Source organism: Foliimonas ilicis (genome assembly GCF_039939195.1).
Lineage (GTDB): Bacteria > Pseudomonadota > Alphaproteobacteria > Rhizobiales > Rhizobiaceae > Foliimonas > Foliimonas ilicis.
On sequence record NZ_JBDUUH010000016.1, the window covers coordinates 19,487 to 35,517 of the forward strand.

A 16,031-nucleotide genomic window follows, 5' to 3' on the forward strand; every position below is an offset into this window, starting at 1 on the left:
AGGAAACGCGCAAAACGACGAAAGTTTAATTCCGAAAATGGATTTCTTCAAGAAGCGCTAGATGAAGTTTCGGCGGGACCGGGAATGGTTTAATTCATAGCTGAAATCCTTGATGATCGCCCGAAACCGGGAGCGAAAGTCTAGTTGCTCAATAGTCTCTGGAACGGCCAGAGAACTGACAGTCAAGTACGTTAGGAGAATGCCACTCGGATTTCTGCTGCAGCTCTTTCGCAAAGCGAAGTTCCGGCATTACTCGTGCGGCCGACCTGACGTCTTCTGCTGATGGCGACGGCCCGGAGTCTGGGCAGTGAAGGCGGCGGCTGATAGCAGCAAGCGTGCTGAATGCAGTAACGGCCCCAGATCCTATCCCTAACAGCTTAAATTTATGAAATTTCTAACTATATTTTACCATAAGTTGCCTTTCGCGCCCATGCTACCGCAACGTTTTCCTGAATTGCGAGTTGCTGTCGTTCACAGCGGGGACTATCAGCATGCATTTGAAAACACGATTCCTAGCAATGTTACTTGCAGGAGCAGGGGTGATATTTAGTCTGCCGGCAATAGCGCAGACTGTTGAGGATGTCCTGGCGGCGAATTCCCCCGTGACGCCGGAATCGATCAACGCCGCGCCTTTGGTCGATCTGGATCAGATCGTTACAGCTAGTTCAGCGGAATCGTTGTCCAATGAAACGTCAGCGTCGAAAGCCATAGCGCCATCTGCCTCTATTGTCCGCTTGCAGATACTGCTTGACCGTGCGGGGGCCTCGCCCGGCGTAATTGATGGTCTCGATGGCGGCAACCTTCGCAAGGCGATTTCGGGCTTCCGGCTGATGCTTGGGTTGCCAGTCGACGGCAAACTGGACCCTGCCGTTATCGCAGCACTGATTTCACCTGATCAGGCGATCAGTTCCCACGTAATTTCTCCCGAAGACCACGCCTCCGTCGTGGGCGAGCTGCCAGAAGATTACGGCGAGTTGGCGAAGCTGGACCATCTGGGCTACACGAGCGTCGCCGAGGGGATCGCCGAGCGCTTCCATATGGATGTCGGTTTCTTGCGGCTGCTTAACCCTGGTTCGGACTTTGCATCAGGCGAAACAATCTTCGTTGCCGATCCTGGCTCTGACAGGGAAGGACAAGTGGCAAAGGTGGAAGTCGATAAACCCGGCGGGCAAGTGCGGGCCTACGCCGCGAATGGCTTCTTAATCGCAACCTATCCAGCCACCATCGGCAGCGAGTCCAATCCATCGCCGAAGGGTACTCATATGGTCAAGACGGTGGTCGAGAACCCCACCTATACCTACAACCCGAAGCTCAATTTCCAGCAGGGCAACAATGACAAGGTCCTGACGCTGCCGCCAGGGCCCAATGGGCCTGTGGGTTCAATTTGGATCGACCTGTCGGAGCCGACTTATGGCATCCACGGAACGCCGGAACCGAATCGGATCGACAAGACCGGATCGCATGGCTGTGTCCGCATCACCAATTGGGATGCGCAGGAACTCGCGAAAATGCTGACTGAGGGAGTGCCAGTAATCTTCTTGGAATAAATTGGCCATCATAATTCGGAACCGTTGTCTCTGGGCGAAATTCAGACATTGATGATCGGCCAGAGCGTGAACAGTAGAATCCTGTCGGCTTGGTTCGCAGTCAGCAACCCATCATGCTTCATCTTACAAGGAACTTCCATCGAAAAGCCGGCTGGAGGGTCTTCAAGCATCGAACCGGATCTTGCTGTTGCGCAGGTTGTCGATCAGACTTGCCCGTGATCCCTCTATCGCCGCTACCGATTTCTTGCTGAAGTGGTCGCCAATGCGGGGCAATATTTCCGAGTTCCGCTCAGCTTGCGGATGGTCGAGGATATGTTGGCCGCGCGCGGCCCTCCGATCCATGTCTTGAGATGCCGGATTTAACTTCGATGCCTCGATCCCCCCTTCCGCGATGGCGTTCGTAGTCTCGCCGCCAACGTTCGACGGCGGCGGCGAGCGGCGCGTGCACCGCGCGGCGGCCGTTTGTTACGCTGCTGGACAGGAGCCCGCTCGGGCAATCGCGGCCGTCGTCCCAGCCGATATGGTCAATGATCGGATAGAGGCAGATGCCCTCGACAGGGACGCCGGCGGCGCGTGCCGCCTCGACCTCCGCGACGATTGTCGAGAACCAGGCAGCGCGGCCGTCCCCCTCGGTTCCGGTTTCGGCAACGAGCAAAGGGCGTCCGTAGCGGGCATAAGTTTCTGTGAGGAAATACCGAAAGGGCTTCGCTTGCGCATGGTCCGCGCCGATTGTCGAGCCGCCGAACAGCCATTGGTTGTCATGGTAGTAGTTGAGGCCGACGATATCGAGCAGCTTCGCTTCGCCGCCAAGCTGTGGCCAAAAGCGTCCGGCAATCATGTCAAAGGCTTGGAACTGCGCCAGCCGCGCGCCTTCGGCTTCGGTGCGCTGGTGCGGCCGCATCGGATCGGCGACGATGTGGATGGCCGGTTCGCAATGCACGAAGCGCGCGCGGGGATCGACACGCAGGATTTCGTGCATCGCTGCGATCGACGCGCGGGCAAGCTGGACCTTCAGCTCAAAGCCGCGTCCGCGGGCGTAGGGGTTGAGGCAAGCGGCATCGCCGCCGCCCCACGCATGGAAAGATATCTCGTTGACCGGACAGTAGAAGGGGATCATGTCCGTCTCGTCGCGAACGATCTTCGCCGCGGCTGCGGCGAAATGTGCGAAACGATCCGCGAAGCCGGGCGACCAGATGTCCAGATGGTCCGGCCACCCATAGTGCATCAGGTCCCATACGATCTGCATGCGCCGGTCCCGCGCGGCGCGCAGCATCGGCAGGAAGCTCGACCAGTCGTACCGTCCCTCGTGCCGCTCTATCCGATGCCAGCGCAGGCCGTCGCGGAGCGTGCGCATCCCATGCGTGGCAAGCTGCGCATAGTCGACCGCGGCATGCTCGTCATGGCCGGTCGCCGCAAGCAGGTCGAGACGACGCCCGTCGCGGCGCTTGTGGGTGGAACATTCGAAACCGCCCTGAATGAAGCTCGCGAAGGTCGATGGAGCAGGGGTCGGCTCCCGCTCGTCCAGCACCTCGTCGAAAAGCGCCTGCCATTGCGGCACAACGATTTCGGCGGCGTATGTCGTGCGAACTTTTTCACACAAAGCCCCCCCGAGCCGCACACGCAAAGCTGGGTCGCCGGCAAGGCGCTCGATGGCCGCCGCTACGTCCGCTGGCGATTCATGCGGCACGAAGAGGCCGGAGACCTCATGATCAATCTGTTGCATCGAGCCGTTGTCGGCCGTGGCGACAACTGGCAAACCCGCCGCGCCCGCTTCGGATATGACATGCGGCATACCTTCGCCGCGTGAAAGCCAGATTAATATGTCCATCGCCGAAAGCAGGACAGGCACGTCATCGCGGTCACCCAGGAAGGTTAACATGTGGGAGATGCCGCGGACAGTGGCGAGATGGCGCAGCGTGCCGGCATAGTCCGGCATGAAGGCATCCGGGCCACCAATGATGACAAAGCGGACATGCGGCAGGCGAGCATGCGCCAGTGCGGCGGCCTCGATGAAATCCTCGACGCGCTTCTTCGCGTCCAGTCGGCCGACCCAGCCGACCAGCAGAATATCCTCGGGCAGGCCGAGCCTTGCGCGCATGCGGGCGCGGTCGCCAAGCCTGAACTCGGTGAAGTCCACCATGGAGGGGATTTCGAGTGCATGGCTTTCACGGCCTGCCATTTTCGAGGCTGCCGCGTCGCGGATCGAGCCGCAAACGCCAACATAGCGGCTGGTGAAGTGCTTCGGGCCGGCAAGCGCCTCGGCCACCAGCCCGCCATGCTCGATCAGCGGCGGATGCCAGCCAAGCTTTTCGAGCGCCGGGTATATGTCGGCAACGTTCTGGCAGGAGACTATGATGTCATAAGCCGGTAGTTTGCTCGACAGATAGCCGACCGTGTCCTCGAACGAGAGGTCATAAGGCACGGTGTCTACGTCGATGCCGAGGGCTTCCAGTTGCCGGTGAGTCTGGTCCGGCATGCCCGGCTTGCGGAAGCATGCGATGATGTCGATTTGATACTTTGTCGGATCGAGGGTGCGGGCGAGAAGCCTCACTTCGGTTTCCTCTCCGCCGACCACCAGCCATGCGAAGACGAAAAGGATGCGTATGGGGCGGGGGTTCTCGTCGCTCATTCGAAGCTGAATACGATCTGGAGAAATTCGGGCCTCACGGAAACGAGGTGCGACAGAAAAGCCGGGGCTTCGACCACCGGCACGACATGCGTGATCATCTCGCGGCGGATGGCCTCGCCATGTTGTCTGAGCAGCAGGAGCGTCTCGTCCGAAAGCCGGCGGCGGTCCCAACGATGCGACAGCCCGCGGGGCACCCGGCCGATCTGGGCGCAGCGTAGCGACAGGCCGTTGTGATGAAACTCCTCGCCGAGACGCGTTTGCCCCGCGCTGTCCTGATAGAAGGCGAGGTCGATGGCCGTTCCCTGCGGTCTCAGCGCGCGCAATGCATCGTGCAGGCTTTCCGAACGTGCCCGGGTCTGAAAGACGAAGTCCGCGCCGCGATCCTGCCCCCCATGATGCCAGCGTGTCTTGGCATGCTGCCAGGCGTGCGCTTCCGTCATGGCCGTCAGTCCCAGCGCGCCTGCCTTCTCGCGCCGCCATGCGGACGGTTCGGCGAGGATCACCTCAGCGCCGGCCATGCTGGCGAACAGCGCGGTGAGTAGGCCGACGGTGCCGCCACCGAAGACGACGACCGGGCGTCCGGCAAGGCTCTCGCCGAGGTGCCGCGTCTGCGGGCCGAGTATCTCGGCATCGGCGTGCAGAATGCCGTTGGCGGCGATAGGACCCATTTGCGTCAAGAAAATGCCGAGGATGGGATCGACGCCGTCTGGGATTCCGACCAGAAGTTCGGTGAAAGGATCGGCGGTATGCCCGGACTTGTGGCCGTAGGTTGCGGCGACGATATCGCCGCCGGAGAAGCCATCCGCTCGGCTTTCGGCGACGCTTCCGACCTCCATGTAGCCGAGGAACGGCACGGGAAAACGCACGCTCGGCTCGCCTTCGATGAAGACGCCACGCTCGGCGTCCCAGCGGGAGTGCAGATAGGGATTGGTATTCTTGAGGAAGGTCAGCTCCGTTCCGGCGGAAAAGCCGCTGTAGATCGTGTCGAGCCGGACCTCCCCTTCGGGCGGCGGGCCTTCCTCATAGGAGATGAAATATGGCTTGCCTGGCGCTTCGATACCCAGCGAACGGATGGTTCGATGCTCAGACATCGGCCGGCTCCGTTATGGAAACGTCGATCCCGACCGGCTGACGCGAGACGACGGATTGGGCGATCGCCAGCGCGACGCGATGCGTTTTCAGCGCCTCGCTATAGGGTGAGCGGATGCGATCGGGGAGGCAGCGTACGGCATCGAGAAAATCCCGATCCTCGCTCTCGACGGGATCGCCTGCCGCCTGCCGCACCGGACGCCCGCGCCCGACATCGACCATGATGTCGCGGTCGGACAGTTCGATCGCCATGCCGTCGCAGAAAAGATCTAGGCCGGTACGATGAGGCCAGCGCAGAAGGCATGTCGAAGACAGCGTGCCGACCGCGCCCGTGGCGAAGCGCAGCGATACAGCGGTGGCGGTCGCGACGTCGAGGCCGTGAAAGTCGCCACGCGGAGCCGTGCAAGCGCTTTGTGCGTAGACCTCTGTCACCTCGCCGACGAGGTGGCGGGCGAGGTCGATGACATGGGTCGTCTGTTCCACGATCTGGCCGCCCGAGCGGTCCTGCCGCCACCACCATTGCGGCGGCGGCGTCTGATCGAGCCAGTAACCGGCGACCAGCGCAGCCGGGTTGTCGGCAAGCAGGCCGCGGGCTTCCTCGACGGTATCGAGATAGCGCCAGTGGTACCCAACGGCGGTGATGAGGCGTCGTTCCTCTACTCGCCGGGCGATGCGCTCCGCTGCCTCAATGTCGAGCGACAGCGGTTTTTCCACGAAGAACGGCAGGCCGGCGGCGATCACCACTTTCTCGACGGGGCCATGGGCAAAAGGCGGGATACAGATAAAGACTGCATCGAGGCTTTCCATGGCGATAAGGTCGGCATGGGAGTTGTAAGCTCGCGCGCCGAGTCGTTCGGCAAGCGCGGTTGCCCGCATGAAATCGGGATCGGCGATGCCGACAATCGCGACATCCGCCATGCCCAAGAGCACGCCAACATGCCTTTCGGCGATTCCTCCCGCGCCGATGAAGGCGATTCTCAATTGGTACCGACCGGCGTTCATGCTGTGCACATCCCTTCCACAATCGCACGGTAGAGCGCGTCGGTTTCCCGGCCCATGCGCGCCGCTGTGAACCGTTCCTCGAAGCGCTGCCGGCCCCGCTTTCCGGCGATCCGACGACCGGGCTCGTCGGCAAGTGCCGCGACGATCATTGCGGCAAGCAAAGACGGGTCGCCGGCAGGCACCAGAAAAGGATGATCGCCGCTAAGTGCTTCGACCGTGCCGCCGATGCGGGTTGCGACGACCGGAAGGCCAAGCGCCATCGCCTCCAGCACGACGAGAGGCAGACCCTCGAAAAGCGAGGGCAGCACCAGCAGGTCGGCAGCGGTGAGAAGGTCCGGCACGTCGGCGCGTTCGCCGAGAAAGGTGACGTTTGGCAGTGCCAGAGACGCGGCAAGCGCCTGCATGTCTGCCATTTCTGGACCATCGCCGACAAGCAGGAAGTGCAGGCCCGGCGCCTGAAGTGAGACTTCGGCTGCGGCGTGCAACAACGCCGCGTGTCCCTTCTGGGCGGTAAAGCGCGCAACGGTAAGGCACACGGGCGCGTCATCCGCAATCGCCAGCACGGCACGTGTCCCGGCGCGTCCGCGCCGTGGAACCGGTGCCTCGATGCCGTTGCGGATGGTGATCACGCGGGAAAACCCCTGCGCCCGATAGCTCACGGCCACCGCCTCCGACACGGCGACGAGCGCCTCGGCCAGGCTCGTGGCCAATCTGTGCCGCGCCTGCTGTTCAGGGTCGGTAATCAGATAGGGGAGATGTTCCGTGCGCAGGACGGGTATCATGGCGTTCCAGCCAGCCTCGAGCAGTTCATGGCCTTCCCACCCGACGCCGGCGTGAACATGAAAGATGGCGGGGCACCGTGTGTCGAGCCATCCGGAGAGCCCCCTATCGACGGCAACGGTCTCGAAGCCTGCCTCATCGCTGCGAAGAAGGAAGCGAGTCCCGTCGCCTTGCGAAGGGAAGGCGAGCGCCACCTCATGCGTTGCGCGGAGCGCGGCTGCGAGTGTCAGCATGTGCTCTCCGACGCCGGAAGGCACCGCGCTGTCGGTGGCGAGCAGGATCAGGAGGCGCTTGTCCGTCATTCAGCCGCCGCGGTCCAGTTGCCCGTGGAGGCGGTATCCGCCTTCTCCAGCCGACGGAAGGTCGCGAGAGCCTGCCCGACCACCTGATCCATGTTGTAGTATTTGTATGTACCGAGCCGACCGACGAAGATGACGTCGTCCTGCGCGCGTGCCAGCGCCTCGTATTGCTTGTAGAGCGCCTGATTCTCAGGTCGCGGTACCGGGTAGTAGGGCTCGCCCTCGGCACTGGAAAACTCATAGGAAATGCTTGTGCGGGGGTGGATCTGGCCAGTCAGGTGCTTGTATTCGGTGATGCGCGTATAGGGCACGTCCTGCGATGGATAGTTGACGACGGCGACCGGCTGGAACTGCTCGCGATCCAGCGTCTCATGGCGGAATTCGAGGCTGCGGTAAGGCAGAGGGCCGAAGCGCCGATCGAAATAGGCGTCGATCGGCCCGGTGAAGATGGTGCGGCGTGCGAGCCTTTCGCCGTCAAGCTCGCGGTGGTCCACGCGGGTCTCAATGCGGATGTTCTGGTGATCCAGCATGTTCTCGAACAGCTTCGTGAAGCCTTCTGCCGGCATGGCCTGATAGGTGTCAAGAAAATAGCGGTCGTCGGTGGAGGTGCGCGTGGGGATGCGGGCGGTGACCGACTTGTGGAGGTCCGACGGATCGAGGCCCCACTGCTTGCGCGTATAGCCCTCGAAGAAGGTTCTGTAGAGGTCGGTGCCGACCTGGGAGACGACTACATCGCGGGAGGTGCGGATGTCCGCTACCGGCTCGGCCCGGGCCGCCAGGAACACGGCAGCGGCCGCCTCATCCTTGAGGTCCACGCCGTAGAGCTCTTCGAGTGTGGTGCGGTTGATCGGGATCGGCAGGCGCTTGTCGCCCACGGCCGCGAGCACGCGATGCTCGTAGGGGCGCCAGCGCGTGAAGCGGGAGAGATAGGCGAAGATTTCCTCGCTGTTGGTGTGGAAGATATGCGGCCCGTATTTGTGTATGAGGATGCCGGCTTCGTTGTGCATGTCAAAGGTGTTGCCGGCGATGTGTGGGCGGCGGTCGCAAAGAAAGATGCGCTTGCCGGACGCGGCCAGCCGCTCGGCGAGCACCGAGCCGGCAAAGCCCGCACCGACAATCAGGTAATCGTATGGTACGGCTCCTCCGGGACGGAAGATCGCCGGGCTGGCTGGCTCCGAAGGCGGACGTTTGCTCTTGCGCGAAACTGCCTCATCGACAAGCGAGGACATCTGCAGGAATGTCTCGTCCCACGAGGTGCGCGCAAGCAATGCATCCACGGCCGGCAGCCAGGCCACGCGGTCGCGCGACAGGTCCAGCGCGCGCTCGCAGGCCGCGACGAATGCGGCGGCGTCGCTGGCAACGAAAACGCCCTCGACGTCCCCGTAATGGCGCACGACGTCGGGAACGGGAGTCGAAACCACCGGCCTGCCGGCCGCTAGATATTCCGGCGTCTTGGTCGGGCTGATGAAGCGCGTCGTCTCGTTGATCGCGAAGGGCATCAACGCCACGTCCCAACTGGCCAGACAGGCGGGAAGCTCCGCGTAGTCCTTGCGGCCGGGATAGCGGATATTTCCTGCCTGCGGCAGTGTGGCGGGGTCGATCTTGGCCACAGGACCGACCATGACAATCGTCCAGTCAGGCCGTGCCGCCGCGATCTTCGCGATGAGGCCGAGATCGATGCGCTCGTCGATGACGCCGTAATAACCGAGAGTCCGCGTTTGATCGGCGGGGGAGGACTGAAGATCGCGTGCGGTGGCGAAATGCGCCACATCGACGCTGGAAGGAAAAGGATGGATGTTGTCGTGACGATGACGCTTCGCCTCGTAGATGCTGTGCCCTCCGGTGAAGACTACATCCGCCCGCTGGATCAGGAGGTTCTCGCGCTCGTGCACTTCCGGTGGCGCGAAACGGAAGGCGGACAGTTCGTCCATACAGTCATAGACGACGGCCGCGGCCTCAACATGCCATGCAATCGGGTACATCATTGGCGTGTAGAACCACAGGATCGGTCGATCGGCAGGGTGGAGCGCAATCAACTGGTCGAGCAGGCGCGACAGGGCGGCTTCTAGCCGTTCGCCCTGCCAGTCTTTTGGAACACGCGGACGCACCGCGACGACGTCAGTGTTATCGAAGGCGTGAAATTCGAGATAGGGCAGGTGATGATCCGTCGGGATATGCTCTTCCCAGAAGAACACGCGGCCGTTGCGGGCAAAACGCCGCATTAGATGCTGCGGCCGTTGCACCACGAAATCCCAGCGCAGGTGCGAGAAGCATATGAGCGGCGAGGCGGTGGATATGGACCGCCATTCAAAGAGTGACGATGAGGCTGGGACGTTCAAGGCTGGACCCTCGGAGGTTTGTTAGACAGGGGTGCGTCAGGCGACGACCCGCCCGGCAGGAAGAGAAGGGAGTGGCGGCGGATGCGCGCGGACCATCGATTCCATCGCGCTGCGGCTGTCGGCGCGACACGATGAGGCCTTTGGCGAAGACCTGATGCACACGCCCGAACTCCCGCCGAACCAGTTGGTGACGGCATGGAGCACCGAGCGACGAATGCAGCGATAGCGCGATACGGGCGGCCGGCGTCGCAGTCTGCTGTGCACTGATCTGCCGGCACTGCTGCCCGATCCATGCGACTTGCTACTGCGCATACTCAACCGGAATGTCATCGGTGCCGGGCTCGCGCGTGAATACGTTTGATTGTTTGAAATTGCTCAATGCTCTGGACCTTAAGAAAGGCGACGAAACGTGTCGCGGGGCGCTAGAAACTTCCAGGGCCAAAACATCAGGAAAAGTAACTTCGTTCCGGACTTGACCCCGAAATTCCCGATTTTCTGGTGTTCCTATTAACATAGGTTTGTCTTTCCGGCGCCCGGCGAAGCGTGGGGTTGTTACGGCTCCTTTCTCGGAGCAATCACGATACGGCCGGTCTCTTCCTCGACGTTTGCGACAATCTCGATCCGGCCGTCTCGCGGTCGAAATCATGGAGCAGATCACCTGTGAGGGCGAGGGACCATGCGGATAGTCACCGACCGCCAGCGGCGATCCGGAAGAAGTAGACGTCTATCGCCCGCCAGTGCATGACAATGACTCGGAGCGACCAGCATGCGTTGGGCGGCGAAGACATTGCATCTTCGTGGCTGCGCCACATTATGTGCGGCTGAAATCACGATCTATCATCCACTCTGATCGCATCCATTCGCGAGATATCGCGTTTCATTTCGATATCTTCGCCAATTTTCCGGGAATTTACGAAGTCATGCCTTCATCAAACCTTTTCATCCGAAAGCTCGAGAGCTTCCATCCCCTCAGCAGAGAGGAAAAGGACGTTCTGGAACGCTATAGCCGCCCCCTGCGCGAGGTTCCGGCGAAGCGGGATATAATTCGCGAGGGCGAGAAACCCGATTGCGTCTTCATCATTATCTCAGGCTTCGCTTGCCGCTACAAGCTCGTGGAAAGCGACAAACGCCAGATCATGGCTTTCATGCTTCCGGGTGACACCTGTGATTTTAACGCGTTCATCCTCAAAAGGATGGATCATAGCATCGCCACGCTCTCGCGCTGTCAGGTGCTGGAATTATCCAAAGAGGCTATCCTCGAGATGACGAAGCAACCGGCCATCGCACGCGCGTTATGGTGGGCCAATCTCGTGGATGAAGCAACCTTGCGCGAGTGGATAGTCAACATCGGGAGGCGTCCGGCCGAGCAGCGGCTCGGCCATCTGCTTTGTGAGACTCTGGTGCGGCTAGAAACGGTCGGACTAGTGAAGGACAACACCTATACGCTTCCGCTTACGCAATCCGACCTTGCTGACACGCTGGGAATCACAGTGGTACATGCGAATCGGATGCTGACCAGCTTGCGCGATCGTGGGCTCATCGATATCGACGCCAGGAATCTTATCATCAAGGACGCCGGACGCCTGAAGGTATTCAGCGGGTTCGATCCGAACTACCTGCATCTGGGTGATGGCAGCGAGAGCGAGTAAGCTAACTTTTTTATCCCTACGCACTGGTTCCTTCTCGCAAATCCAATTGTGAAGCGCGGTAGCGGCAATGACGGCCTGAGCAATCGTCGTCCGATCCGTGTCGCGCACGACTGCAGTGCGCTCAAAGCGGAAGTTTGCAAGGATCCTGCTGGAAGCTGACTTAGCACCTCAGCGGAAGAAGCCGTCGAACGGCTTCTTCCGGCACAGCTTCGAACTATCCTGTCCTCTAGGAGAGCATCGGATCGATTCGGTGATGATCTAGCTTCCGCTACGATATCATCGGGCGATGAAACTTAATCAGAGCATACGGTTCCGCATCTCCGTGACGGCACGCGCATCGCGGTTGCGTCTTCGGGGAAGGACCGGCAATCTGTAGGTCACTGGTTCGACACCAGTCGAAATTGACATCTATATCAATAACTTAGGACTCAGATTTGTCGAATTTCGTGTTACGCCATGTCGCAACACGGTTCCCTTAATTTACAAGGGCCCCTATAGAGGATGGCCAGTCCACGCGACGTAGACGCGACATGGATTGTCCTCTGCAAACTTTTAAGAGGGATGGGGGGTATGGGGATTTTAAGTTGGCTGTTTAGAACAAGGCCACAACAATGGGTTAGTGGCCGCTTTGGCACAGATCGTCATCAACCGTTTGGACAATGGGTTCACGCCACACATCTATTACAAGTCGCAGGGCTCAATCATCGGCGAACGAATGTCCTCGCCTTTTTTGCGCTGTTCAGGCTGCTGAGAGATCGAACGGTCACTACGGGATCGAGTTTAGGCCGTATCCGAATAATGCACATGATCGGAACGCGATCGCTGTTGACGGTGTAGTGGGTAATAGGCGGCTGCACATCGGCTATTTAGATAGGAAAACCGCTAAAGCAGTACATGACGATCTGCTTTCCAAAGGCATACCGGTCGCCGGCGAAATCTATAATCTCTGGGCTTCGGGCGACGATTACCTTGAAGTGAAGTTCTTCGTGCTTGCTCCTCCGGGCAATGGCGTCAAGGCCAGATTGAAGCGCACGAAAGCGTATGAAATAGATTGACGCGTCCTCTTTGCGAAGTGACAATGATTACCAACAGTTATTGCTTTTGGGGTGGCATTTGGCTGTTTGAGTGGAGCAATGTATCAGGTCAACGAAAAGGCTGCGATCAATGCACAGGTTACCTATGACGAATTCGAGCAGCTCGCTATTAGCTAACGTAGTTTTCGAACTCGTTCCTGGCTTCAAGACCACATCGGAAGTTATCTACAAAAACTACGGCGATGTTATTGGCGGTTCGCAGACTATTAATAATGATAGGCAGTGGGTTGGTATCGTTCACTTCCAGCGCTCGTTTTTTTTATGCTGTTTTGATCCGCAAAAGCAAAAAGCGCCCGCCACCCCTTTCGGATGAAGGCGCGTGAGTGAAAACGGCCCGCCTTTGGCGGATGTGTCAATTTGAGAGACAGGTACTATGTCCATTACTGGAAATCAGATAAAGGCAGCCCGCGCGTTGGCCGGTCTAAACCAGTGGGAACTAGCGATTGCGGCCAATCTCGACATTAACACTATCAGAAACTTTGAGGCGTGGAATGAGAAGATTGTGCGGGGCCGAACCGACATACTGGAGAAGATTCACAAGGCGTTCTCCGATGCAGGAGTTGATTTACTGGACAACGGCCAAGAATCGTCCGGAGGTCGCGGAGTTCGTTTTAAGGGAACTCAATCTTAACAGCGAACACACTGCGTGACGAATATCTCGCGAGGCCCATGCCGAGCGTGTCAATTGCACTGTTCTCTTTATCCCGCAGAGGTAGGAACGCACGGCAGGAGTCAACGCCTCGGTCGCCAAGCAGTATCTGATCGACTTGGCTATCAGCACCAACTTTCTTTCCAGCCGCGCCAGACATGAGCTAACCCTTCGTCTACGAGCTGATTTCCGACATCGACGTGTACCCGGACTGTTGCCAGAGTTCGGTCGTACCGGTCCTTGCCGTTGCGCTCGATCGTAAAAGCGGCGCCATCAAGCATCGAGCGAAGACGATCGAGCGAACGCATAGCCAGGGCACTTTCAAGCTGGCAGGAGCCAGACATATCTGGAGCATTGAAACCCTCCAGTCTGATCTTCTCGCCTTTAAACCAGATTGTGTCGCCGTCAACGACGCAGCTGAACCGCTTGCCGCCCTTGCAGATTGGCATAGGCGATCCCGACGGTCGCATGGTTCCGACTTCTATGATCGAAGGCGAGGCAGTGTTTTCGGCTTGAACCGGATCAGGGCCTACCTGCCAGCCGAGCATGCCTGCACCGGCAATGCAGCATGCCGCCCAAGTTGCCTACACAATCTCAAAAGCCCCTCCTGCGTGCAAACAATCTACGCGGATCGGGTTTAAGGCAACCTATAAAATTCACTCGTGTTCTAATCGTTGAACGCAAAAAGCGCCCACCCTTTTTGGAGCGGGGGCATCAGGCGTCGGCATGTCGGATACAGCTTGTTTCCAAAACTTCAGTCAGATGCGCTCGTTCAGTCTCGGATCCACCTAATAGATCAACCAGCGCCTGAGCTCGCAACCGTTGATGCTCCACGCTCTCAATGAGAGTTGGAACCGTCTGGTTGAAAAGCATTTGGATTAATTCAGCATCTGAAATATCGTCGCCGAGCGTTACTCGGATTTCTTTGAGCGGCATTGCTGTCTCCCTTGAAGGGGCGAAAGCATGGTCTTCGCTCACAGCCGACAATGCCCTTAAAAGTGATTGCCGATAAGTTAGTATACACCATTCCCGACTGTTACCTATGGCGCGATTCAACCAAAGCAAAACGAATCTTTATCCGCGCACGCCTGACTTCATCAACCGTCAGGTTGAGGCATAAATCCGTCTCGTCCAACTCGGGACGCGCCACCTCCCGAAGTAGCCGCCTTACCTCATCCAAAGCCTCGCCCAGCGCTAAAAGGCGAGCATCAATTTCTGAAATTCCGGTCAGCAGGACCTCCTGTGGTGACCATAAACAAGACCGTAAGGCTTGTGTTCCGATGAAACGTCACCGGGATCACTTTCATCTTTCTGATTGATAAGACCTACGTTTTCTGAAAAGCTGACCGTTGCTGCAACAACCTGCGCAGCAAAGAGGCCCGGTTTGATGATTGAAGACCCTCCGGCCGGGTCTCACCTTACTGCGCAGGCTGATTTTGTTTCATGAGATACGTGTCAGGTTTTGCTTTCTCTCTTCGAAGATAAAGAGCGCAGAATATAACTACGCCTATGCCACGGCTAGTTGAATGTGTTCTGAGTTCATGATGTGTACAACTCCGTGATCATTCTCAGAGCAGCAATGCCGAACACCACTTCGCCTAAAATTCCGAACGAAATGGACAGCGCAAATCCAAAGTTTCCTGAACCAATGGGACAACCGCCCCACTTGCGACAGAGGCTATTGCCAATCCGATGAGGAAATTTGCGACCAGATTCGTCTGCTCATTGCAGATTACCTTGTGATATTCCATTCTCCACCCAATTAGTGACTGGATGAAATGCTGACATTGCACGGTTAGGACATCGTTTTCGAAGATGCAGAAACTATCACTGGCAAGCCGATTTACTCTCTGCTGGAGCAAGTCAATCTCCTTCAGGTCAACGATCACGTCTCGAGTGCCGTAGACAGCCCCGACCTCCTGCCGGATTTCATCGAGGCGACGACTGATGTCGGAAATCTCTTGGTCGCGAGCACGGTTTATCTCTGACCATTCATTCCGGGTGACGTCCCTTCAATTGAATTCGAAATGCGGTGGAAAGGTTTGTTGCCTGCAACCAACTTGATCTCTAGTCGTTGCTGACCGTTGAGGGTAAAACATCTTCCGAACCAAGGTCACACCGGTGAGTATCAGCCAAAGAACGAAACACCTGTTTTATCGCGCTGCGTTTGGAGTGGTGCTTGCGGCAATGGTTATTGCAGCTGCTTACGTCCTTCTGGCTGCCGTGTCATGACTGCTCTGCAGGGAACAAAATACTGGTTTGCGTGTTTTAAAGAACACTGTGAAATCTAGCATCCGGCGATTTGCGCCAGATTATATGAATTGTATGAGCGATATCAGACTATACATTGGATTAGGCGTAATTATTGTACTCTGCTTGATAGCGGTAGTTGCCGGGATGCATTACTATCCTGGTGACCTTTAGGAAGGCCGTCCGCCCCTAAATTCCTTCGTCACCATCCGCATGTAATCTGGTCGACGGTCAGTCTGAAAGCAGAGGCGAGCATTTCGAGAAGCGGATTGTCACGCCGGAATTCAAGCGCCTATTGAGTTTCACTTCCGCGAGCTTTGACGGAGGGTCTTCCGTGGCCTCGATCGATTCAGGGAAAGCGACGGCTTGCGACTGGTGCGGGCCATATGTCAGGTGCGGGGTTCCTTCTTCGATTCGAACGTCACCCACGATGAACTCATGCGGCACGTCTTCCGCCTTGATCATATCGCCATCCCTCAGACCATTGAAGTTCAGAAGATCGCGTTGATGCGGATGCTAGTTCTTTCGACGGCGGGCGTGTCGGCGCGTCTCTGTGGGAGAATGAAAGTTTCAGCATCTTACCACCCCTTCCAAAAGCCCGTGCCTGCATAAGATCAGAGGTTCCGATCGCCATTTGAGAATGTTCCGCTGGAACTCATTCCTACCGCCGCACCGACAGTCGTGATGCTTCGCACGTAAGATTT

12 protein-coding genes and 1 pseudogene are annotated in these 16,031 nt (G+C 58.4%); 5 read left to right on the forward strand and 8 right to left on the reverse strand.

Annotation, left to right across the window (positions count from 1 at the left end):
• Positions 1-491: 491 nt before the first annotated feature.
• Complete coding sequence (locus tag ABFT80_RS25460; RefSeq protein WP_347974757.1) at positions 492-1,547, forward strand: L,D-transpeptidase family protein; 1,056 nt, start codon at positions 492-494, stop codon at positions 1,545-1,547.
• A gap of 222 nt (positions 1,548-1,769) precedes the next feature.
• Positions 1,770-1,877 (forward strand): annotated as a pseudogene (locus ABFT80_RS25465) (IS6 family transposase); the annotation flags it as partial.
• Here the strand turns inward: ABFT80_RS25465 and ABFT80_RS25470 are convergent.
• Genes ABFT80_RS25470 through glf form a run of 5 tightly spaced genes read right to left on the reverse strand, consistent with a single transcriptional unit; the run spans position 1,837 to position 9,568 of the window.
• Positions 1,837-4,176, reverse strand: coding sequence for a glycosyltransferase family 4 protein (locus ABFT80_RS25470; protein WP_347974758.1), 2,340 nt, complete (start codon positions 4,174-4,176; stop codon positions 1,837-1,839). The pseudogene ABFT80_RS25465 and the gene ABFT80_RS25470 overlap by 41 nt on opposite strands.
• A complete protein-coding gene (locus ABFT80_RS25475; RefSeq protein WP_347974759.1) occupies positions 4,173-5,267 on the reverse strand; it encodes a zinc-dependent alcohol dehydrogenase in 1,095 nt (364 codons plus the stop codon). The genes ABFT80_RS25470 and ABFT80_RS25475 overlap by 4 nt, the downstream gene beginning before the upstream one ends.
• Positions 5,260-6,267 (reverse strand): Gfo/Idh/MocA family protein, encoded by a 1,008-nt coding sequence (locus tag ABFT80_RS25480; protein ID WP_347974760.1) that lies wholly within the window; start codon positions 6,265-6,267, stop codon positions 5,260-5,262. The genes ABFT80_RS25475 and ABFT80_RS25480 overlap by 8 nt, the downstream gene beginning before the upstream one ends.
• Positions 6,264-7,349: a glycosyltransferase family 4 protein gene (locus ABFT80_RS25485; RefSeq protein ID WP_347974761.1), complete on the reverse strand. Its 1,086-nt coding sequence runs from the start codon at positions 7,347-7,349 to the stop codon at positions 6,264-6,266. Before ABFT80_RS25485 ends, ABFT80_RS25480 begins: the two co-directional genes overlap by 4 nt.
• Complete coding sequence (glf, locus tag ABFT80_RS25490) at positions 7,346-9,568, reverse strand: UDP-galactopyranose mutase (RefSeq protein WP_347974762.1); 2,223 nt, start codon at positions 9,566-9,568, stop codon at positions 7,346-7,348. Before glf ends, ABFT80_RS25485 begins: the two co-directional genes overlap by 4 nt.
• Before the next feature lie 914 nt (positions 9,569-10,482).
• Between glf and ABFT80_RS25495 the strand changes: the two genes are divergently transcribed.
• The 3 genes from ABFT80_RS25495 to ABFT80_RS25505 all read left to right on the forward strand — a co-directional run bounded on the left by ABFT80_RS25495 (position 10,483) and on the right by ABFT80_RS25505 (position 13,059).
• Positions 10,483-11,334: a Crp/Fnr family transcriptional regulator gene (locus ABFT80_RS25495; protein ID WP_347974763.1), complete on the forward strand. Its 852-nt coding sequence runs from the start codon at positions 10,483-10,485 to the stop codon at positions 11,332-11,334.
• A 659-nt stretch (positions 11,335-11,993) separates the two neighbouring features.
• Positions 11,994-12,389 (forward strand): HIRAN domain-containing protein, encoded by a 396-nt coding sequence (locus ABFT80_RS25500; protein WP_347974764.1) that lies wholly within the window; start codon positions 11,994-11,996, stop codon positions 12,387-12,389.
• 412 nt (positions 12,390-12,801) lie between these two features.
• Positions 12,802-13,059: a helix-turn-helix domain-containing protein gene (locus tag ABFT80_RS25505; protein ID WP_347974765.1), complete on the forward strand. Its 258-nt coding sequence runs from the start codon at positions 12,802-12,804 to the stop codon at positions 13,057-13,059.
• A 143-nt stretch (positions 13,060-13,202) separates the two neighbouring features.
• Here ABFT80_RS25505 and ABFT80_RS25510 read toward each other — a convergent pair whose 3' ends face one another.
• The 3 genes from ABFT80_RS25510 to ABFT80_RS25520 all read right to left on the reverse strand — a co-directional run bounded on the left by ABFT80_RS25510 (position 13,203) and on the right by ABFT80_RS25520 (position 15,792).
• Positions 13,203-13,625 (reverse strand): thermonuclease family protein, encoded by a 423-nt coding sequence (locus tag ABFT80_RS25510; protein ID WP_347974766.1) that lies wholly within the window; start codon positions 13,623-13,625, stop codon positions 13,203-13,205.
• A gap of 166 nt (positions 13,626-13,791) precedes the next feature.
• Positions 13,792-14,013, reverse strand: coding sequence for a hypothetical protein (locus ABFT80_RS25515; protein ID WP_347974767.1), 222 nt, complete (start codon positions 14,011-14,013; stop codon positions 13,792-13,794).
• A gap of 1,545 nt (positions 14,014-15,558) precedes the next feature.
• Positions 15,559-15,792, reverse strand: coding sequence for a hypothetical protein (locus ABFT80_RS25520; RefSeq protein ID WP_347974768.1), 234 nt, complete (start codon positions 15,790-15,792; stop codon positions 15,559-15,561).
• Positions 15,793-16,031 lie beyond the last annotated feature (239 nt).

Bases quoted from the DNA above. Each gene is read 5' to 3' on its own strand.
- ABFT80_RS25520 (WP_347974768.1), bottom strand. From the start codon at position 15,792: ATGATCAAGGCGGAAGACGTGCCGCATGAGTTCATCGTGGGTGACGTT.
- ABFT80_RS25505 (WP_347974765.1), top strand. From the start codon at position 12,802: ATGTCCATTACTGGAAATCAGATAAAGGCAGCCCGCGCGTTGGCCGGT.
- ABFT80_RS25485 (WP_347974761.1), bottom strand. From the start codon at position 7,349: ATGACGGACAAGCGCCTCCTGATCCTGCTCGCCACCGACAGCGCGGTG.
- ABFT80_RS25510 (WP_347974766.1), bottom strand. From the start codon at position 13,625: ATGCTCGGCTGGCAGGTAGGCCCTGATCCGGTTCAAGCCGAAAACACT.
- ABFT80_RS25480 (WP_347974760.1), bottom strand. From the start codon at position 6,267: ATGAACGCCGGTCGGTACCAATTGAGAATCGCCTTCATCGGCGCGGGA.
- ABFT80_RS25500 (WP_347974764.1), top strand. From the start codon at position 11,994: ATGGGTTCACGCCACACATCTATTACAAGTCGCAGGGCTCAATCATCG.
- glf (WP_347974762.1), bottom strand. From the start codon at position 9,568: ATGCGGCGTTTTGCCCGCAACGGCCGCGTGTTCTTCTGGGAAGAGCAT.
- ABFT80_RS25470 (WP_347974758.1), bottom strand. From the start codon at position 4,176: ATGAGCGACGAGAACCCCCGCCCCATACGCATCCTTTTCGTCTTCGCA.
- ABFT80_RS25460 (WP_347974757.1), top strand. From the start codon at position 492: ATGCATTTGAAAACACGATTCCTAGCAATGTTACTTGCAGGAGCAGGG.
- ABFT80_RS25475 (WP_347974759.1), bottom strand. From the start codon at position 5,267: ATGTCTGAGCATCGAACCATCCGTTCGCTGGGTATCGAAGCGCCAGGC.
- ABFT80_RS25515 (WP_347974767.1), bottom strand. From the start codon at position 14,013: ATGCCGCTCAAAGAAATCCGAGTAACGCTCGGCGACGATATTTCAGAT.